Consider the following 21278-nt stretch of genomic DNA (forward strand, 5'->3'; position numbering starts at 1 on the left):
TCGCTCTGCTCTTTTTTTTAATTTTAGCTTTGCGAACTTAAATAAAGTCAAAATAACATAAAAACCTTGCGTCTTTGCGGTAAAAAAATATTTGCGGTAAAACAAAAAAAACAAAAAACAATATGAACTTAGAAAGTCCAAAAGTTACTGTTCAGAAATCAGCTCAAGATTTATTCGATCAATTGACTGACGTAAAGAATTTCGAAAAATTAATGCCAGACAACATTGCTAAATTTGAAGTGACTGGCGAAGACGCTTTTATTTTTGGATTGAAAGGGATGCCTGAAATCAAATTAAAAATGAAAGATAAAGTAGCTCCAAACAAAATTGTTTTGGGTGCTGCAAGTGATAAACTTCCGTTTACACTAACTTCAAACATTGACACTGTTTCTGATTCAGAAAGCGCTGTTCAGTTATTTTTTGAGGGCGAATTCAACGCGATGATGGCGATGATGGTTAAAGGTCCAATCAGTAAGTTTATTGAAACTTTAGCAAACAATATGAACAAGCTTTAATAATGGTAAATTATTAATTGTAAATTATAAATGAAAATGTCCGACTATTGTTGGACATTTTTTTTAACCGCAAATGACACAAGGAATTACGCAAAGTTCGCAAAAATTTCACCGCATTTTTGTCATTTCGACGTAAGGAGAAATCTTCACGAGAAACTCTACAAAGATTGGCAATTTTAGGAGCAGAGCTACTTGTGGAGATTTCTCCTTACGTCGAAATGACAAACTACATTTAAACTTTATTATTTATAAAACTCTGCGAATTAATATCTTTGCGAGATTTCATAAACACGTTACTCGCTACAGTACGTCTCTTCAGAAAACCTTAAAAAAACTTAGAATCTCAGCATCTCAGAACCTTAGCAACTTAGTAAAGCATCTTAACCTCTTTAATCTCAAACTCTGCAACAGAATCATCTTCTAATAGAACCTGCAGTTTTCCAATTGGAGAAACTCCCTGAATGATTCCCATGAAATCTTGGTCATTATTATCCCTGAATGCTGTCGGAACTCCTTTTTTAAATAAAAAATTAAAGTAATCGTCCCAGAAAATCTGTGCTGAGGTATTCCATAATTGGATTTTCTCTTTTAGTTTTTCAACAATTAAAATAGCTAATTCTTCTTTATCAAAAGATTTACCCGCAATTACTGCCATAGAAGAAGCAGTTGGCAATTCGATAAAATCGGTTTGATTGACATTGATTCCGATTCCGGCAACTGACACGATTCTGCCATCACTTTTTAAGGTATTTTCGATTAATATGCCAACCAATTTCTTATTGTATGACAGAATGTCGTTTGGCCATTTAATACAAATATCAGGAATATTTAATGCTTTTAAGACCTCTGCAACAGATAAAGATACCAAGACGCTCAAATTAAAAACTTCGTCGTTAATAAACAGAAAATCTTTCACCAAGACACTCATAGTTAAGTTCTTACCCGCTTCAGTCTTCCATACGCCACCTACTTGTCCTTTGCCTTTTGTCTGATTTTCAGCTGTTACCGTTGTAAAATTCTCCAGTTCATCTTGACTTGACAAAGCTTTTAAGAAGTCGTTTGTAGAATCTATGGCATCGAGTTTGATTAGTTTCATTAAATAATTTAAATATCTTAGTTTAATATTTTGTTAAGGTTCAAAAATAATCACAAAATTTGGTAACTTTACAAATTCATATAAAATAATTCATGGCGAAAAAGACTGTTAATAATGATGTTCTACTGGCGAACATAATCAAAGGGATTGAGGAAGTAAAAGGAAATGATATCGATATTCTTGACTTAAGAGAAATAGATACTGCTGTATGCGACTATTTTGTTATTTGCAACGGTAGCTCAAACACCCAAGTAAACGCCATCGTAAACTCAATTCAAAAAATTGTATCAAAAGACTTAAAAGATAAACCTTGGCACGTAGAAGGAACCGATAATGCAGAATGGGTTTTAATGGACTATGTACATATTGTAGTACACGTTTTCCAAAAACATATTCGCGAATATTACAACATCGAAAGCCTTTGGGGCGATGCCAAAATAACTTCAATCGAGAACAAATACTAAAGAAACTTTCATTAAATGGCTAAAGATAATAATCCAAATCCGAATAAATTTAAAATAAGTCCTTGGTTAATATACACCGCAATACTTTTAGTTTTTTTATTCATAAGTTTTGCCACAGGAGGATCAAGCTTAAGCGAACCTGCCCAATTAACTTCTTCTAAATTCAACACCCTTCTAGAAAAAGGACAAATTGAAAAAGTAATTGTTTATAACAAAGCAGAAGCTGAGGTATACTTGAATGCTGCGGCTCTTAAAGACCCAGCAAACAAAAAAGTTGCTGAAGATATTTTCAAACAGCCAAACAAAGGTCCACATTATACTTTGGAAATTGGTAATGATCAAATCTTTCAGACTAAATTAGAAAAAGCAGTTAGCGAAGGGAAATTGAAAGACTTCAACTTTCTTCAAAAAAATAACTGGAGCGATATTTTAATTAGCTTACTTCCTATCATCATTATTGTTGGTGTGTGGATTTTCATTATGCGTAAAATGTCTGGCGGAGGCGCTGGTGGAGGCGGACAGATTTTCAACATCGGAAAATCTAAAGCTAAATTGTTTGATGAAAAAACAGACATTAAAACTACATTTAAAGATGTTGCAGGTTTAGAAGGCGCTAAAGAAGAAATTCAAGAAATTGTTGAATTCCTTAAAAACCCTGAAAAATACACGAATCTTGGAGGTAAAATTCCAAAAGGAGCTTTATTGGTAGGACCTCCGGGAACTGGTAAAACTTTATTAGCAAAAGCAGTTGCTGGTGAAGCGCAAGTACCTTTCTTCTCTTTATCAGGTTCAGATTTCGTAGAAATGTTCGTAGGAGTTGGTGCTTCACGTGTACGTGACTTATTTAAACAAGCTAAAGAAAAATCTCCTGCTATTATCTTCATTGATGAGATCGATGCTGTTGGTAGAGCGAGAGGAAAAAGCAATATGTCTGGCGGAAACGACGAAAGAGAAAATACTTTGAACCAATTACTGACAGAAATGGATGGTTTTGGTACAAACTCTAACGTAATTGTTCTAGCTGCAACAAACAGAGCTGACGTTCTAGACAAAGCTTTAATGCGTGCTGGACGTTTTGACAGACAAATTTTTGTTGACTTACCAGACATTCGCGAAAGAGCTGAAATTTTCAAAGTACACTTAGCTCCTATCAAAAAAGTCGAAGGTCTAGATTTAGATTTCTTAGCAAAACAAACTCCAGGTTTCTCTGGTGCTGATATTGCCAATGTTTGTAACGAAGCCGCTCTTATTGCTGCACGTAACAACAAAGCTGCGGTTGACAGACAAGATTTCCTTGATGCTGTTGATAGAATTATTGGTGGTCTTGAAAAGAAAAACAAAATCATTACTCCAGACGAAAAAAGAGCAATTGCAATTCACGAAGCTGGTCACGCTACTGTAAGCTGGATGTTAGAGCATGCTGCACCACTTATTAAAGTAACAATTGTTCCTCGTGGACAAAGTTTAGGAGCTGCATGGTATTTACCAGAAGAGAGACAAATCGTTAGAACAGATCAAATGTTAGACGAAATGTGTGCTACTATGGGAGGTAGAGCTGCTGAAAAAGTAACTTTTGACAGAATTTCGACTGGCGCATTAAGCGACTTAGAAAAAGTAACTCGTCAAGCTCGTGCTATGGTAACTATTTACGGATTGAATGACAAAATCGGTAACGTTACGTATTACGATTCAACTGGACAAAGCGAATACAACTTCTCTAAACCATATTCTGATGAGACTGCAAAAATTATTGACAAAGAAATTTCTGAGTTAATTGAAGGTCAATATCAGAGAGCAATTCAGATTTTAGAGGAAAACAAAGACAAGTTAAACCAACTTGCTGATATTCTGATTGAAAAAGAAGTAATCTTTAAAGATGACTTAGAAAACATATTCGGAAAACGTACTTTTGACAAAAATTTAGAAGAAGTAGTTTCATAAGTAATTACGAAATACGTAATAATTTTTTAAAATCTTAATTCAAAACATCCTTTTGAATTAAGATTTTTTTATCTTTGAACGTTTTCAATTAACATGTAAAGCATTTCATATAAAAAATGAATTTTTTCAAAAAAATATTTGGCTCTAGTGAAGCCGCTTCTGACGAAGAGAACGAAAGCGAATATGCGGGAACTTCTGCGCAGAACAGTCATTTATCTTTAGACGAGCAATTTATTTTCAATTTCAAAAAAAATGGAGGTAAATTTTTGTACTGCGAAAATACAGGAGAACTTTCTGAACAGTTTGAAAACATTTTAGAAGAAAATGACTGGTTTGAACAAGAAGTTTTATGCTATGAACCTGCTTTATTTGGTTTACTAGAAGAAAACAAACTTTTTTACAGTGCACCAACCAAACCAAGGTTCTTATTAGCAAGCTGTGAAAACCTTATTGCCGATGAAGGTTCTATCTTATTTTCGTCTAGACAAATTAAACAAAACAAACCAAACGAATTACCCGCAAATATTGTCATAATAGCCACTACCAGCCAAATCCTTCCTATGAAAAGTGACGGATTAAGTGCAATAAAACATAAATACGAAAGGGACTATCCTACTAATATCACTACCATAAAATATTTCGAAAAAGCGAAAGAAGAAGATTTTACACAATACGGAAGTGTTGCTAAGAACCTTTATTTATTGCTTTTAGAAGATCTTTAAGATGAACGAAACACTGAAGAGAACCATTTCTGGTGCTGTTTATATCGCTTTATTATTAACTTCAATATTGTTTTCTACTGAAAGCTTCATTACTCTTTTTGGCGTTTTCTTAATTATTACGATATATGAATTTTCTAATATAGTAAACCTGAATAAAGTGTTTTCTATACTTTTTGGAATTCTGATTTATTCGACCACTATTCTAGTAAGTCATTACAATAAACAGACAAGCAAATTCTTAAACGATACTTTTAATTCCAACATAAACCTTGAAGTTAACATTAAACAGCTGGACTTAATTCTTCTTGCTGTTACTATTGTTGTATCAATAAAATGTATCATATTCTTATTTTATGATTCTATTCAGAAAATAAGCACTTCTTCAAAGTATTTATATCTTCTTGGATACATTACCCTTCCATTTATTTTTATTGTAAAAATCTCTTTTGGAACAAATGATTATAATCCGAAAATCATCTTAGGATTATTTGTTTTAATCTGGACCAACGATACTTTTGCCTATCTCGTTGGAAAATCAATGGGAAAACACAAATTATTCGAGAGAGTTTCTCCTAAAAAAACAATCGAAGGTTTTCTTGGCGGGGTTGTTTTTGCAGCTTTTGCCGGCTTTTTGATTTCTAAACTCTACATTCAGCCTAAGCCTGAATTTAGCAACACATCGATCTTAATTTGGACGATTATCGCATTAATTGTGAGCATATTTGGTACTATTGGAGATTTAATAGAATCCAAATTTAAACGAATTGCTGGCATAAAAGACAGCGGTTCGATAATGCCAGGCCACGGAGGTATTTTAGATCGATTAGATAGTGTTATATTTGTAGCACCAATTATATTTTTATTTTATCAAATTTTATATTATGTTTCATAAAGAGGGAGGCCCGTCCATTTTATTAGGTACTGTATTTACTGTAGCTGTACTTTTAATTGCTGAAAGATTTATAGATATCAATTGGCTTAGAATGCTTGTTCAAATTGCAGCGCTTGTGATTTTGATTATTATTTTACAATTCTTCAGAAACCCGAAGAGAATTGCAGTTAGAAACAGCGATCATATCCTAGCTCCAGTTGATGGAAAAGTGGTGGTGATCGAAGAAGTTTATGAAGGAGAATATTTTAAAGATAAACGTTTACAGGTTTCTATTTTTATGTCGCCAATCAATGTGCACGTAACACGTTACGCAATGGATGGTATTATTAAATTTAGCAAATACCACCCAGGTAAATTCTTAGTGGCTTGGCACCCAAAAGCGAGTGAAGAAAACGAAAGAACTACTGTAGTAATCGAAAACGAAACTTTTGGTGCTGTTCTATACAGACAAATTGCAGGAGCTTTGGCTCGCCGAATTGTTAACTACGCTAAAGAAGGAATGCAAGTTGTACAAGGAACTGATGCTGGTTTTATTAAATTTGGTTCAAGAGTAGATTTATTTTTACCTTTAGGTACACCAATCAATGTTGAGTTGAATCAAAAAGCGATTGGAGGAAAAACAATTATTGCTACAAAAGCATAAATGGCCGATAAAGATTTAGATATTCGCTTCGCTAAAGCCGTAGAAGCTGCTATGACAATGACTCAGGCTTCGCTGCCACAAGATGTGCAGTTAAGACTTTACGCTTTTTACAAACAAGCTACTTTTGGTACAGCAGTCTACAATCAATCTGAAAATTTTGATTTGCGAAATGCTTTTAAAACCAATGCTTGGATGCAGATTAGCCATATGTCTGTAGACGAAGCCAAAGAAAATTATATCGAAATCATCAATTCATTAACATCAAAATAAAAACATTATGAAGAAAAACGTTGTTCTTTTCAGCACTTTAGCTTCATTTTTACTATTATTTTCCTGTAAAGAAGATAAGCTGGTTGAAGTAGTTGAAGTTCCTCTTCCAACAAAAGAAGAAAAAATAACTATTGGTTCACCAAATGATGTTAAAGCCGATCCTGGTTCTTTTGAAATGACAAAACTGCCATTTAATTATGATGCACTTGCCCCAGACATTAGAACTCTGACTTTAGAAACACATTATTCTAAACATTATTTGTCATACACCAACGCTTTTAATAAAGAAATTGTATCGACTGAGTTTGAGAATATGCCTATTGAAGACATTTTAAAGAAAATGCCTCTTACGAATTTAAAACTTCGTCAGAATGCAGGTGGATATTACAATCATACTTTGTATTTTAACATTCTGACTCCAAAAGAGCAGACACCAAAAGATACTCTCGCAGGTTCTATTGATAAAGAATTTGGTTCTTTTAATAATCTGACGAATCAATTTAAAGCACAGTCAGAAAAGCAATTTGGTTCTGGATGGGTTTGGTTGGTTGTAGACCGTTATGGCAAATTACAAATTACCACAACAGACAATCAAGATAATCCGTTAATGAAAAACGCCTTGATTCCAGGAACTCCAATTATGGGAATTGATCTTTGGGAACATGCCTATTATTTAGATTATCAAAATCGTAAAGGCAGCTATATTGATGCCTTTTACAATCATATAAATTGGGAAAAAGTAAACGAATATTACGTTGAAGCACTCAAAAAGGTTAAAAAAGTATAGAAAAGAAGCTGATACAAGTAAGTATCAGCTTTTTTTTATACCTTTTAGGTACTTAAACGAAGATCATGAAAGATATTGCCAATCGTTTTACAGAAAATCCTTTATTGTCGCCATCTGATATACCGCCCAGCAGAGAAGGTTTAGAAATCACCTGTCTGTTGAATCCTGGCGTGTTTCAGTTTCAAAATAAAACATGGCTGGCAGTACGCGTTGCAGAAAGACCAAAACAAGTTGAAAACATCATCTCATTCCCAATCTTAACAGAAGCAGGAACCATTCAAATTATCGAAATTTTAAAAGATCATCCTGAACTTATTGCAACAGATGCTCGAGTAATTAACTATCAAGGAATTGATTACCTAACTACTTTATCTCATATTCGATTATTGTGCAGTGAAGACGGAAAACGGTTTTATGAACCTGAAAATTATCCGCATTTGGTTGGCGAAGGAATATTAGAAACTTTTGGGATCGAAGATTGTCGTGTCTCTCTCATTGAAGGAAAATATTATCTCACTTTTACATCTGTCTCTCCTAGTGGTGTTGCCGTTGGCTTGAGAACTACTACAGATTGGAAGAATTTTCAAAAACACGGATTAATATTTCCTCCGCACAATAAAGATTGCGCCATTTTTGAAGAGAAAATCAATGGCTTATTTTACGCCTTACATCGACCAAGCAGCGTAGATATTGGCGGAAATTATATTTGGATTGCTTCTTCTCCAGATGGCATTCATTGGGGAAATCATAAATGCATTGTCAAAACCAGAAAAGAAAGCTGGGACAGCAAAAGAGTTGGTGCTGGAGCTGCTCCTATAAAAACAGAACTGGGCTGGCTTGAAATTTATCACGGAGCCAATGAATTTCACCAATATTGTCTAGGTGCTTTTTTAATGGATTTAGAAGATCCTACAAAAGTCATTTCAAGAACAGAAACTCCAATTATGTTTCCAAAAACGAGTTACGAGTTAAGCGGTTTCTTTGGAAACGTGGTTTTTACAAACGGTCATATTGTCGAACCAGACGGCGAAACACTAATCGTTTATTACGGCGCTTCAGACGAATTTGTCTGTGGTGCGACATTTTCTATTAGAGAGATTTTTTCTTTGCTTAAAAAGGTTTAAAAGCAAAAAAAACTTGCTTAGAACATTCTAAACAAGTTTTTTCTATGATCTCAAACATTTTTATTTCAATTCCAAAATCAAAGATTCTGAAGGCTGAATAGAAATTTTAGCCTCACCTACTCCATTTTGCACTTTTAGCATAAAAATTTTATTCTGATACAATTGATCTTTCATTTGATATTCTCCGTCTTTCAAATTCCATTTAGAAATAAGCGACGAAGGCACTTTCAAATTAAACTCGCTTCCTTTTTCAGAAGAAAAATTCGCAATTACAATCAGTTTCTGGCTATCAGACCAACGCGCATAAGAATAAAGCAAAGAATCATAGCCTTCATTGTTTTGTCGGTTTACGGTTTGAATTTCTTCAAAACTTCCCATTAAAGCACTGCTATTAATCGTAAAATTTAGTAAGCGTTTGTAAAAATCACGAAGCTGTTTTTCAGATTCAGAAAGCTGTCCTCCATCAAATTTACCATCATTCATCCAACGCTGATGATTTGGAACTCCGATATAATCAAAAATTGATGTTCTAGAGCGTTTTCCAAAACCAGCATCTTCATTTCCAGCCTCTCCTACTTCTTGACCAAAATAAATCATAGTGGGCGAAGTGCTAATTGTTGCCGAAACCACCATTAAAGGTTTCCCTCTCTCTGGAGTTCCTGCAAACTCAGGACTTGCCAAACGCTGTTCATCATGATTATCCAAAAAATGCAGCATATGATGCTCGATATCTGCCATTCCGTTTTGAATTTTGGTTAATTCGTCTGGCGAAGATTTTCCGCGAATTACATCTTTCAGCTTATCATACGTTTCCACTTTATCATACAAATAATCCATTTTGCCTAAACGAATGTAATTGCGATACTCATTCGGATTATAAACTTCGGCCAATAAAAATGCATTCGGATTTTTCATTTTTATGGAAGAGTTCATATAACTCCAAAATTCGTACGGAACCATTTCTGCCATATCGTAACGGAATCCGTCCACGCCTTTTGCTGTCCAATACAACGCAATGTCTCTAAACTTTTTCCAGGAATCAGGAACATCTTGATCTTGCCAAAAAGCAAAATGTTCTTCATACGATTTCTGGTCAAAACCGGCAGGAAGTTCAGGAAAATCTTTAGTGCCATCTGGACGCACTCCGTAATTTACTTTTACCGTTTCGTACCAGTCGTTTTGGTCTGGTTTAATTTTACGAGAACCATTTCCTGTCCATTTAGCAGGGTTTTCGTCAAATTTCCCATCAATAAGTACATTTTTTTCTCCGTTTAAAGGAATATCTCCGTCAGGAATTTCAAAATGTTGCCTCGGAATATAATAGAAATTATTATCACGCTTATATTCAACCGTAACATCATCATCTGCACCAAAATCTTTTACGCCTTCTGGATTTGATTTTCCTTCATATTTTCTAGCAATATGATTTGGAACAATATCGATAATCACTTTCAAACCTGCATTATGAGTACGCTTGATTAAAGCTTCAAACTCTTCTAATCGTTTTGCAGGATTTACGGCCAAATCTGGATTTACATTGTAGTAATCTTTTACTGCATACGGAGAACCGGCACGGCCTTTTACTACTTCTGGATCATCATTTGAAATTCCATACGCTGTATAATCACGCACCAAAGCATGATGCGGAACTCCCGTATACCAAATATAGGTAACCCCTAAATCTTTTATTTCATGAAGCGCTTTATCTGTAAAATCATTAAACTTCCCTACACCATTTTCTTCAATTGTTCCCCAAGGCTTATTATTTGTATTTTTATTTCCAAATAGGCGTGTAAAAACTTGATACACTACAACTTTTTTATCAGTTGCAGTTTGCTCTTTTGCAGTACTCATTTTTAGTTCTTTTGTTTTACAGGCCGAAAAAAGTACCGTTAATGTAATTCCGGCTGCAATTATTTTTTTAGTTATCATATATTTTGGGCTATTCTTGTCTTGTCTATCTAATTTTGATACCAAAAAGCATCAGAACAATTTCTAAAAATAGCTCATTTTTTAAAACCCCGAAAACGATTTATCTAATTTACATCCTTTTCTGTTCAAAATACAACTACTACAACGTGAGAGTTGGAGATTTTGTTGAAAAATTAAATCGCATTCAAATTCAACATTAGACTGTTAATGACTAATTATAAATTAATGCTAATAACCGCCACAGGTTCTAACCTTTTTTATAAATTTGACAAAAATTTAATCAGTTGAAGAAATCACTCTTTTTCATATTTATTTGCCTGTCTTTTTTAAGCGTTCAATTTACTTTCGCGCAAGCAAAAAAACCTGCACAATCTCCAAAAACAATTGTCATCGAGAATGCTGACTTTTCTGACGTGGATCAAGTTAATGTACCTGATGCACTTTTACTTACTGGAAATGTAAAAGTAAACCATGATGGAGTTGTATTAACTTGCAACAAAGCCTATTTTTTTCAAAAAGAGAATTATCTAAAAGCATTTGGAAATGTACAATTGGTACAGGGAGATACTTTGTTTTTAAATAGTAAATACGCAGAGTATAGCGGTAATGAAAAAAAAGCTTTTGCAACAGGAAATGCGGTTCTAACTTCGCCTGATGCTACTTTACAGACTGATACTATTAATTTTGATAGAAATATTCAAGAAGCATTTTACAATACAAAAGGAACTATTGTAAACAAAGACAATACTTTGGTCAGCAAATCGGGAAGGTATTTTGTAAAAGAAAAGAAGTTTCAGTTTTTAACTGAAGTTACCATTACGAATCCGAAATATGTAATTAAATCTAATCACTTGGATTATTACAGCAATTCTGGGCACACTTATCTTCTTGGACCTTCTACTATTACCAGTAAAGCCAATTACATTTATACTGAGAAAGGCTTTTACGATACAAAGAAAAACTTAGCACATTTTCTTCGAAAATCATATATCAAATACGACGATCGGCGTATAGAAGGCGATAGTTTATACTATAATCGAAATACCGAATTTGCTTCGGCAACTCGAAATGTAAAAATTACCGATTCTATCAATAAAGGAATTGTAAAAGGCCATTATGCAGAACTTTACAAACTGAAAGACTCCATGTTTGTAACCAAAAGAGCTGTCGCTGTAAATCTAGTTGAAAATGATTCGGTTTACATTCACGGACAAAAATTAATGGTTACTGGTAAAGAAGGAGAAAGAATCCTTAGAGCTTTTAAAAATGTTCGTTTCTATAAAACAGACATGAGCGGTAAATGCGATTCTATTCATTCGAATTCTAAAACTGCTTTAACAAAATTGATTGGAAATCCGATTCTTTGGAATGGTGACAATCAGATTACTGGAGATTTAATGCACTTAATTGGTGACAATAAGACGAGAAAAATTGATTCTTTGAAAGTTCTAAACAACACTTTTGTCTTATCGAAGGACACGCTCGGAACCGGTTTTAATCAAGTCAAGGGACTCAATTTGTTTGGAAAATTCCGGGATGGAAAACTTCATGATGTTGATGTCATCAAAAATACCGAAGTAATTTATTATATGCGTAATGATGCCAATGAATTGATTGGTATTAATAAAAATGTCAGCAGTAAAATCAATATGATATTGGAGAATAATGCGATTGAAACCATTACGTTCTTCAATAAAGTCGATGGAGATATTTTTCCTGAGGATGAACTTCCCGAAAATGCTCGTAAACTGCGAGGCATGAATTGGCGTGGAAACGAAAGAATAAAGTCGAAAGATGATATTTTTACCGCCGAAGAAAATGAAATGAATGAAAAACTGATTAAACAAGGTAAAGACGAAGAAGAAAAAGGTAAAAATGTTCCTTTGAAAGTCAGGAAGGAAACCTTGAATTACGATAAGAAAAACCCAGCTACTAAGACAGACACAAAAGCTAAAAGCAAGTAGTTTTCAGTCACAGTTACAGTTTATAGCACTTTACGATTGTTTAAACCACAAAGTTAACTTAAGCGTAAAGTAAAAAAACTTAGAACCTTAGTACCTTCGCCACTTTGAACCTAAAAAGTTTTCAGTCGCGGTCACAGTTTACAGTTAAAAATTATAGAAGCTCAGAATCTTAGTATCTCAGCAACTTAGAAGCTAAAAAAATGAATCCAGATTTTATAAAATATCAAGCGCAAACCTCTCCTTACCCACTCGGAATAGAAGTTTCGCATGCCATCGGCTCTTACATTTACGATACAGACGATAAAAAATATTTAGATTTTGTTGCCGGAGTTTCGGCTTGTACTTTAGGACATCAGCATCCGAGAGTAAATCAAGCTATAAAAGATCAGTTAGATAAATATTCGCACGTAATGGTTTACGGAGAATATTCTCAGAGTCCAGCAGTTCAATACTGCAAATTAATGGCTTCTCTCCTGCCTGAATCTTTAAATAAAACCTATTTAGTTAATTCAGGTACAGAAGCAATCGAAGGTTCGCTAAAATTAGCAAAACGAGTTACAGGCCGTAGTCAGCTTATTTCTTGCCACAATGCGTATCATGGAAACACAATGGGTTCTATGAGTGTTATGGGATTTGAAGAGCGTAAACAGGCTTTTAGACCTTTATTACCAGATGTTGATTTTATTACTTTCAATAACGAAGAAGATCTACAAAAAATAACTACTAGAACGGCAGCGATTCTTTTAGAGACCATCCAAGGTGGAGCAGGTTTTATTCAACCAGAAAACAATTTTCTCCAAAAAGTACGCAAACGCTGTGATGAGGTTGGAGCTTTAATGATTGTTGACGAAATCCAGCCAGGTTTTGGAAGAACAGGAAAACTTTTTGGTTTCCAAAATTATGATGTTGTTCCAGATATTGTAGTTATGGGAAAAGGAATGGGCGGCGGTATGCCAGTTGGTGCTTTTACTGCTTCTGCTGAAAAAATGGATCTTTTAACAGAAAATCCAAAATTAGGACATATTACCACTTTTGGTGGTCACCCTGTCATTGCGTCAGCTTGTTTGGCTACTTTGCAAGAATTAACTGAAACAAATTTAATGGCAGAAACGCTGGAGAAGGAAAAACTCTTCAGATCGCTTTTGGTACACCCTTTGATTAAAGAAGTTAGAGGAAAAGGATTAATGCTTGCTGCTATGACAGAATCGGCAGACATTACCAACGAAGTCATTTTAACCTGTCAAGACAGAGGACTTATTTTATTTTGGCTTTTATTTGAAGGATGTGCTATACGAATTACACCTCCTTTGACCATTTCTGAAGACGAAATTAGAGAAGGATGTGCCATTATTTTAGAGGTTATGGATGGGATAATGAAAAGGAAAAACAGCTAAAATGAAAATTTCTTTTTGAAATATTGATGCGTGATTTCCACAAACAAAACAGGAAACAACACTACAATTAAATTTCAGCTTAGTCTTTCCCCTTAATTAAAAAAATGACAAAATTGAAGTTAATCCCTTAATTACAAAGGAGATTTCTTCCCAAAACAGAATAAAAAACGCCATATTTTGTTAATTAAATTGTTCAAAACAATTAATTTCCTATCCTTACAACAATTATATGGTTGCCTAAATTTATAACAGGCTAATTTCAAATATACGAAGTATGCAATTAAGCAACGAAGAAGAAGATTATAACCTATCCCTATCCAAATTTGAGTCGATGTTAAAAACTAACAAAGTGCTCTTTTTTGATTCTGAAGAATTCGAAGAAATAATTCTTCATTATTTAGACATAGGCAAGGCTAATTTAGCAAAAAAGGCCTTAAAACTTGCATTAGACCAGCATCCAAAATCTACAGGCTTAAAATTAGTACAAGTAGAAATGCTAGTTTATGATGACAAACTCGAGATTGCTGAAAAGCTTTTGAATGAGTTATACGCAATTGAACCTAACAACGAGGAAATCTATATCCAGAAAGCCAATATCTGTTCAAAAAGAGATCAGCACGAAAAAGCAGTCGAACTGTTAAAAATCGCGCTTCAATACACTGATGATTACGCTGACGTGTACAATTTGATTGGAATGGAATATCTATTTATGGACAATCTCGAGCTGGCAAAGGAGAATTTTATCAAGTGTCTTGAAGAAGACTTAGAAGACCAATCTGCTCTTTATAACGTAGTCTATTGTTTTGAATTTTTAGATCAAAACCAAGAGGCTATTGTATATCTTAACGAATATATTAACAGAAATCCGTATAGCGAAATTGCGTGGCATCAGCTTGGACGTCTTCATTATGGCGTAAAAGAGTATGAAAATGCTATTCGCGCATTTGACTACGCAACATTGATTGATGACGAATTTTTAGGAGCTTTCATGGAAAAAGCAAAAGCTTATGAACGCCTTAAAAAATACAATGAAGCAATTGAAAGCTATAACAGAACCATCGAATTAGATGATGCAACATCGTATGCATTGCTTCGCATTGGAAAATGTTATGAAAAACTTGGAAATTTAGCGAAAGCAATCCAATACTATAACCAAACTGTACATGAAGATCCGCTTTTAGATAAAGGTTGGATTGCGATAACAGATTTTCATCTTCGCCAGAAAAACTATCAAAAAGCATTGTTTTTTGTCAATAAAGCATTGGCAATCGACAATCAAAATCGTTTGTACTGGAAAAGATATGCGACAATCAACAAACAAATGAATTTCTTTGAAGAAGCCGAATTTGGTTTTAGAAAAGCAGTTGAATTTGGAGATTATGCATTAGATACTTGGTTATACTGGGTTGATATTCTTCAATTTTTAGGAGAATTTGAAACTGCGATCCAGACTTTATTGCAGGCTACAGAATATTTTCCTGAAGAAAATGAAATCGAATACCGTTTAGCAGGATTGTATTTCATGATTCAGGATAATACAAAAGCTAAATTTCATTTAAGCAATGGTTTACGTCTAAATTTTGACAATTATATCTTGATAGAAGATTTGTTTCCTGTGGTTTGGACAAAAAAAACAGTAAAAAATTATATAGAAAAACATCGTAAATAAGAATGGTTGATATTTTATTAAGAAGACGTTTTGGATTATTAGGACGCAACATAAGCTACTCTTTTTCAAAAGGTTATTTTACAGAAAAATTTAATAATGAAGTTTTTGCTGGCAACAGCTATGAGAATTTTGACATTTCTGAAATTAATTATTTCACAGAATTAATTAAAAACAATCCTGATTTAAAAGGGTTAAATGTTACTATTCCGTACAAAGAACAAGTTATTCCTTTCTTAGATAAACTATCAAAAAAAGCCGCTCTAATTGGCGCTGTCAATACAATCAAATTTACTAAAAATGGCAAATTAAAAGGCTACAACACCGATTATTACGGGTTTAAAAAGTCTTTGAAGCCATTATTAGAACCACATCATAAAAAAGCTCTTATCTTAGGTACAGGAGGCGCTTCTAAAGGCGTTGCTTTTGCTTTGGATGAATTAGACATTCCGTATACTTTTGTTTCTAGAGAAGCAAAAGAAAACATTATTGATTATGATTTGATTAATGCTACTACTTTTGATAATTTTCAAATTATAATCAATTGTACGCCAGTTGGAACAAGTCCGAATGTTGATGCTTGTCCAAATTTGCCTTATGAATTTTTTACAGAAAAACATATTGCATACGATTTAATCTACAATCCAGCAGAAACCACTTTCTTGCGAAAAGCAAAAGAAATGGGAGCTGTAATTAAAAATGGACACGATATGCTTATTTTTCAAGCGGAAAAAGCTTGGAAAATCTGGAACAAATAAAGATAAAACGTTAAAGTAATTTTCGTAAATTAGTCTACTCATTTGCAGACAGTTATGAAGAGACAATTACTTTACTTTAGCATTTTTTTTCTTATTCCATTTTTTGCAGTGGCCCAAGACGAGGATATCGATAGAAGCGAAAGTCCGTTTGCCGAACCTCGTTATCATTACTTTCTGCAAACCATTTTACTATACAACGAATATTTAGACACCAAGAACGGTTCGTACAATACCACAAATTTACGTGTTTTACAGCCAATAGGAAATAAAGCTTGGAATCTGAGATTTGATTTGCCTTTAATTTCAACCAACTCCAATTCTATCAATCAAACTGGACTTGGTGATGTAGGTGCTGGAGTTAGTTTTATACCCTATTTCAAGAAAAACAACGGAATTGGCCTTAGAACCCGTGTCATCTCAAATTCTGCCGCTGATCCAAGTTTTGGAAGTGGAAAATGGGTCGTAATTCCTGCTGGTATTTTTGCAAAATACTTCAATCACAAGAGATTCTTATGGTTTGCGACTTTGGAACATTCTCAGAGTTTTGCGGGATCAAGCAATCGTAGCGATGTAAGCGTAACGCTGCTTGAAAACAACTTGTTATGGTTCTTCGGGAAAAATTGGATTGCTACAGATGTAGCATTTAGATACAATTACGTCCTGGATGGCTTTCAAAATAATGCTTTTATGGAATTTGGCCGAAAAATAACTCCAACAAACTTAGTCTATGTACACCCCAGCATAGCTTTTGGTGGCGAAAAATCATACAATTTTGGTATGGAAGTCGGGATGCTGATTTTGTTTTGATTTTGAACAAACTGCTATTTCAGCTTGACTTTTTAAGATTTATATGTTTTTCAATTAAAAATCGAAAAAAATATTATTTCCAACTTATCAATTAAAACAACAAAAATTAATATATCATACTGTCAAATTGAAGTAAACAATAAGAATTTCATCGCAAATTAGCGTATAAACAAAGGATTTATTTTGTAGTTAGAAACACCTTTACTATCTTTCGCACTGTTTAAAATAAAAACCTTATACATTTTTAAAGATGTTAGAAGAAAAGAATGATAACCTGCAAGAAGCAGACGGAAAATCAGGAATCGAAATAAATGATTCTGTAGCAAATGATGCAATCGAAATCTCAGATTCTGAAACTTTGACCGAAGATTTGGTCTCAGAAACTGAAAACGAAGTAACAAAACAAGAAGATGCCCATCAGGAGGCATTAGATGTTATTACCAATTCGAACGCTGCTGAAAGTGAAGACGAAACGCTAAAGGAACGTCACGACATTCCTATGCAAGATTACAATACATTTACTCTGGACGCACTTGTTGATGAACTTAAAAAATTGGTGAATATAGACAAGGTAATGTCTGTAAAAGATCATATTGAAGAAATCAAAAAAGCTTTCTTGCTACAATATCATCATCTTATAGAAGAGAAAAAAGAAGAATTTTTAGCTTCTAATCCAGATCCGAATGAAGAATTTGAATATCACCTTCCGTTAAAATCAAAATTCGACGAATATTATAATGTTTTTAGAGAGAAAAGAAATGCTCATTTTAAACATTTACAGACGAATTTAAAAAGCAACTTAGAAAATCGTCTAGCTATTGTTGAAGAGTTAAAAGAACTAATCAATCCGCAGGAAAACATAAAAGATACTCTTAAGCATTTTAATGAATTAAGAGAAAGATGGAAAAACGCTGGAGCTATTCCAAAAGACAAATACAATCACGTTTGGAATAATTACCATTTCCACGTAGAAAATTTCTACGATTATCTTCATTTAGACCGTGAGGCTAGGGATTTAGATTTTAAACATAACTTAGAATTAAAACAAAAAATTATAGCGCGCGTTGAAGAATTGGCAAACGATGCCGATGTGAGCAAATCTTTCCGTGAATTACAAGATTTACACAGAATCTGGAAAGAAGAAATCGGACCTGTTTCTAAAGAACATCGTGATGCCATCTGGAATCAGTTTAGTGAACTGACTAAGAAAATACATGACAAACGAGAACTTTTGTTTGAAAGTCAAAGAGCAAATGAGCAAAAAAATCTTGAAGCCAAAAAAGAAATTATTGCTAAAATTGAAGCACTTGGAAGCGAAAAAGTAAATTCTCATTCTCAATGGCTTGTTCAAATTCAAAAAGTAGAAGAGCTAAGAAATGAGTTTTTTGCAGCTGGAAAAGTACCTTCTGAAGTTAATGAAGAAACTTGGGCGACTTTTAAAACTGCGGTTAGAAATTTCAACGCTTTTAAAAATTCGTTTTATAAAGACATTAAAAAAGACCAAAACGATAATTTAAATAAAAAACTGGCTCTTGTAGCAAAAGCTAAAGAATTGCAGGAAAGCACCGATTTCCAAGCTACTACACCTGTAATGAAACAGATCCAGGAAGAATGGAAACAAATTGGGCACGTTCCTAAAAAATATTCAGACAAAATCTGGAAAGAATTTAAGGATGCTTGCAACCATTATTTTGACAAATTAAAAGAGCACAAATCTGAAGAGAACAGTGATGAAGTTGCTGCTTTTGACAATAAGAAAGCTTACTTGGATGTTTTAAGAGCTTTCCAATTAACTGGAGATCACAAAACTGATTTAGATGCCATTAAAGCACATATTGAAACTTGGAAAGGTTTTGGAAAAGTTCCTTTTTCTAGAAGGCATATTGAAGGAAAATTTAATAAAATCTTAGATGCTCTTTTTGAAAAACTAAGTTTAAGCAAAAAAGAATCTGAAATGATGCGTTTTGCAAATCGTCTTGATTCTTTATCTGACAGCAATGATACGCGTAAATTAGACAATGAAAAGATCTTTATTATGCGTAAAATTGAAGAAGTTCAAAATGAAATTTTCCAATTAGAGAATAACATTCAGTTCTTTACCAACACAAAAAATGCTAAAAAAGAGAATTCAATTGTTACAGAGGTTCGTAAAAACATTGCAATTCACAAAGAGAGCCTTGAGGTTTGGAAAGACAAATTGAAACAATTAAGAAACTTAGGACAAGAGTAATTCTAGTCAAATTCTAAAGAATAATAAAGTGTAACGAGCAATTGTTACACTTTTTTTTTGCACTTATTTTTTAACGTAAAGCCCGCAAAGCTTTACTTAAAGACTTTGCCAACTTTGCGTATCCCGATAGCCATCACGATTGTTCGCTTTACGGTTAAATCCAAATTCAAAAACCTGAAACTTAACAATCTCATTAAATTTCATAAAACTATTCTGCAAAATATTGATTATATTTGAGTTACCACTATTAACTAGCAATCAAGCAAATAACATTTAATACTAATTTTAAATAAGGAGAATATGAAATTTACAAGAAAAGCACACGCCAACTGGAAAGGAACCGGTATGGAAGGAAAAGGAACAATCAGTACACAAAGTACAACTTTAGATAATGCACAATTGTCTTTTAAAACAAGATTCGCTGACGGCGTTGGAACAAATCCTGAAGAATTGGTTGCTGCAGCTCATTCTGGCTGTTTTACGATGCAATTAAGCTTTTTACTAAATGAAGCTGGGTTTACAGCCGATGATTTAAATACAGAAGCTACAGTAACTTTTGAAGATGGATCAATCACTTTGATCCACTTAGATTTGAAAGGTAAAGTTCCATCCATATCTGCAGAGGAATTTGCTTCAACAGCTGCAAAAGCCAAAGAAATCTGTCCGATTTCAAAACTGCTAAATACAACTATTACTTTATCTACTGAACTAATCAGTTAAGGACATAAAAAAACCATTCACAATTGTGAATGGTTTTTTTTTATTTTATAATGCCAATAATTACATTTTTGCTTTTAAAGCTTTAGCTTCTGCAGTCATTTCAAGAGCGCTATAAACTCCTAATAATGTTTTAGAAACATCCTCATTTTTAGGATCTAATTCATTCGCTTTTTTAAGGTAAGGAATAACTCCTTTGAAAACAGCCTCTCTTTGTGCTTTTAAAACATCGTAACGTTTCATATCTTTAGCAGAAGTACCTAATTTATTCATTTCATCAATGATTGGTTTTTCAGCTTCCAATTTTAATGCCGCAAGATTCAAATAAGCATTTGTATACTCAGGATTAATTTCAATTGCTTTTAAGTAATATTTCTCTGCATCAGCATTGTTTTTAGCTCCAGCACTGATTACCCCTAAATTAAATACTAAGTCAGCATTTTTAGGATCTTTCTCTAAAGCTTCATTAACTAATTTTTTGTACATATCGTAGTCTTTAGTCTCTAGATATAAATTAGCTTCTGTTAAAATTAAAGAAGAATCTTCTGGATTTGCTTTTCTAGCATCGGCGATTGCTTTTTTAGCATCTTCTGTACGTCCTTTTTGAACTAAGATTAATGCTAAGTTTTTGTAGATCTCACCTCTTTTAGAAGGAATAGCTTCAGTTTTAGGTTTTTCGTGAGTGCCTAATTTAACAGCTAAATCTCTTTCTTTAGCATTAGCAAAACTATCATCATTTCCAGAAGCTTTGTTTATAGCTGTATACAACGTTCCTTTTCCTGAATAATTAATTTTTTTCAACTCTTCGTACATTGGCAAAGCAAGATCAAAATCTTGTGAATTTACAGCTGTAGAAGCTGCATAGTACAAGTTAATAGTATCTTTTTTGTCTAATTCATATGCTTCGTACAATTTTTTTGCACCTTCAACATGTTTGCTAGCCTGCGTATCAGCAATTGCAGAATTGATTAACAAACCTTTAATGTTTGTAATTGAAGCCGCAGCTTGTGTTGAATATTTTTGTTTTCCAGAAGTTTTTTCTACTTCAATTAATTTCTTGTAACTATCAGCTGCTGCTAATAAGTTTTTACTTTCTTCAACCTTTTTGTTTGCAAGTTCAAGAAAAGCATTTCCTTGAACGAAATAATACTGTGCCTGCTCAGTATCTTTAGCATTCACAATTAAACTCTCTGCATCTTTTAATTGAGCAAGAGCACCTTGCGCATCTCCTCCTTTTAATGCTTTTTCAGCATTTTTAATTTGATCTTTTTGAGCAAACGTAGCTACAGAGATCAGTAATGCTGATGCAAGTATTACATATTTACTTTTCATAATGGTATTTATTTGTATTTAATT

19 protein-coding genes are annotated in these 21278 nt (G+C 33.5%); 16 read left to right on the plus strand and 3 right to left on the minus strand.

Features of this window, described 5'->3' with window-relative positions:
• Positions 1 to 122 precede the first annotated feature (122 nt).
• On the plus strand, positions 123 to 515 hold the full coding sequence (locus LPB248_RS02840) for an SRPBCC family protein (RefSeq protein WP_111283220.1): 393 nt from the start codon (positions 123 to 125) through the stop codon (positions 513 to 515).
• 367 nt (positions 516 to 882) lie between these two features.
• Here LPB248_RS02840 and LPB248_RS02845 read toward each other — a convergent pair whose 3' ends face one another.
• Positions 883 to 1611 (minus strand): biotin--[acetyl-CoA-carboxylase] ligase, encoded by a 729-nt coding sequence (locus tag LPB248_RS02845; protein ID WP_177210089.1) that lies wholly within the window; start codon positions 1609 to 1611, stop codon positions 883 to 885.
• A 92-nt stretch (positions 1612 to 1703) separates the two neighbouring features.
• Here LPB248_RS02845 and rsfS point away from each other — a divergent pair, with 92 nt between their 5' ends.
• From rsfS to LPB248_RS02885, 8 genes are all read left to right on the plus strand, one after another.
• Positions 1704 to 2075 carry a ribosome silencing factor gene (gene rsfS / locus LPB248_RS02850; RefSeq protein ID WP_177210090.1) on the plus strand — a complete coding sequence of 124 codons (372 nt, stop codon included), beginning with the start codon at positions 1704 to 1706 and terminating at the stop codon, positions 2073 to 2075.
• 15 nt (positions 2076 to 2090) lie between these two features.
• The gene (gene ftsH, locus LPB248_RS02855; protein ID WP_177210091.1) at positions 2091 to 4016 is read left to right on the plus strand and encodes an ATP-dependent zinc metalloprotease FtsH; all 1926 of its coding nucleotides are present in this window, start codon (positions 2091 to 2093) and stop codon (positions 4014 to 4016) included.
• Between the two features lie 116 nt (positions 4017 to 4132).
• Positions 4133 to 4738 (plus strand): lactate utilization protein B/C, encoded by a 606-nt coding sequence (locus LPB248_RS02860; protein ID WP_177210092.1) that lies wholly within the window; start codon positions 4133 to 4135, stop codon positions 4736 to 4738.
• 1 nt (position 4739) lies between these two features.
• On the plus strand, positions 4740 to 5630 hold the full coding sequence (locus LPB248_RS02865) for a phosphatidate cytidylyltransferase (RefSeq protein ID WP_177210093.1): 891 nt from the start codon (positions 4740 to 4742) through the stop codon (positions 5628 to 5630).
• Positions 5620 to 6273, plus strand: coding sequence for a phosphatidylserine decarboxylase family protein (locus LPB248_RS02870; protein ID WP_177210094.1), 654 nt, complete (start codon positions 5620 to 5622; stop codon positions 6271 to 6273). Before LPB248_RS02865 ends, LPB248_RS02870 begins: the two co-directional genes overlap by 11 nt.
• Positions 6274 to 6543 (plus strand): acyl-CoA-binding protein, encoded by a 270-nt coding sequence (locus LPB248_RS02875; RefSeq protein WP_177210095.1) that lies wholly within the window; start codon positions 6274 to 6276, stop codon positions 6541 to 6543.
• 7 nt (positions 6544 to 6550) lie between these two features.
• Complete coding sequence (locus LPB248_RS02880) at positions 6551 to 7330, plus strand: superoxide dismutase (protein ID WP_177210096.1); 780 nt, start codon at positions 6551 to 6553, stop codon at positions 7328 to 7330.
• Positions 7331 to 7395: 65 nt separating this feature from the next.
• Positions 7396 to 8454 carry a glycoside hydrolase family 130 protein gene (locus LPB248_RS02885; protein ID WP_177210097.1) on the plus strand — a complete coding sequence of 353 codons (1059 nt, stop codon included), beginning with the start codon at positions 7396 to 7398 and terminating at the stop codon, positions 8452 to 8454.
• Between the two features lie 60 nt (positions 8455 to 8514).
• On the opposite strand, the gene LPB248_RS02890 is transcribed toward LPB248_RS02885, so the two are convergent.
• Positions 8515 to 10386, minus strand: a complete 1872-nt coding sequence (locus tag LPB248_RS02890) for an alpha-amylase family protein (RefSeq protein ID WP_177210098.1) — start codon at positions 10384 to 10386, stop codon at positions 8515 to 8517.
• A gap of 284 nt (positions 10387 to 10670) precedes the next feature.
• Between LPB248_RS02890 and LPB248_RS02895 the strand changes: the two genes are divergently transcribed.
• The 7 genes from LPB248_RS02895 (at position 10671) to LPB248_RS02925 (ending at position 19925) form a co-directional block, all read left to right on the plus strand.
• Positions 10671 to 12350 (plus strand): OstA-like protein, encoded by a 1680-nt coding sequence (locus LPB248_RS02895; protein ID WP_255462999.1) that lies wholly within the window; start codon positions 10671 to 10673, stop codon positions 12348 to 12350.
• Between the two features lie 200 nt (positions 12351 to 12550).
• On the plus strand, positions 12551 to 13744 hold the full coding sequence (locus tag LPB248_RS02900) for an aspartate aminotransferase family protein (protein ID WP_177210099.1): 1194 nt from the start codon (positions 12551 to 12553) through the stop codon (positions 13742 to 13744).
• A gap of 274 nt (positions 13745 to 14018) precedes the next feature.
• Positions 14019 to 15413, plus strand: a complete 1395-nt coding sequence (locus LPB248_RS02905; protein ID WP_177210100.1) for a tetratricopeptide repeat protein — start codon at positions 14019 to 14021, stop codon at positions 15411 to 15413.
• A 2-nt stretch (positions 15414 to 15415) separates the two neighbouring features.
• Positions 15416 to 16168, plus strand: coding sequence for a shikimate dehydrogenase family protein (locus LPB248_RS02910; protein WP_177210101.1), 753 nt, complete (start codon positions 15416 to 15418; stop codon positions 16166 to 16168).
• Positions 16169 to 16222: 54 nt separating this feature from the next.
• The gene (locus LPB248_RS02915) at positions 16223 to 16975 is read left to right on the plus strand and encodes a lipid A phosphoethanolamine transferase (RefSeq protein WP_177210102.1); all 753 of its coding nucleotides are present in this window, start codon (positions 16223 to 16225) and stop codon (positions 16973 to 16975) included.
• A 250-nt stretch (positions 16976 to 17225) separates the two neighbouring features.
• Positions 17226 to 19205: a DUF349 domain-containing protein gene (locus LPB248_RS02920; RefSeq protein WP_177210103.1), complete on the plus strand. Its 1980-nt coding sequence runs from the start codon at positions 17226 to 17228 to the stop codon at positions 19203 to 19205.
• 300 nt (positions 19206 to 19505) lie between these two features.
• A complete protein-coding gene (locus tag LPB248_RS02925) occupies positions 19506 to 19925 on the plus strand; it encodes an OsmC family protein (RefSeq protein WP_177210104.1) in 420 nt (139 codons plus the stop codon).
• A gap of 60 nt (positions 19926 to 19985) precedes the next feature.
• Here LPB248_RS02925 and LPB248_RS02930 read toward each other — a convergent pair whose 3' ends face one another.
• Positions 19986 to 21254: a tetratricopeptide repeat protein gene (locus tag LPB248_RS02930; protein ID WP_177210105.1), complete on the minus strand. Its 1269-nt coding sequence runs from the start codon at positions 21252 to 21254 to the stop codon at positions 19986 to 19988.
• Positions 21255 to 21278: the final 24 nt, after the last annotated feature.

The organism is Flavobacterium sp. LPB0248 (assembly GCF_013388355.1).
GTDB lineage: Bacteria > Bacteroidota > Bacteroidia > Flavobacteriales > Flavobacteriaceae > Flavobacterium.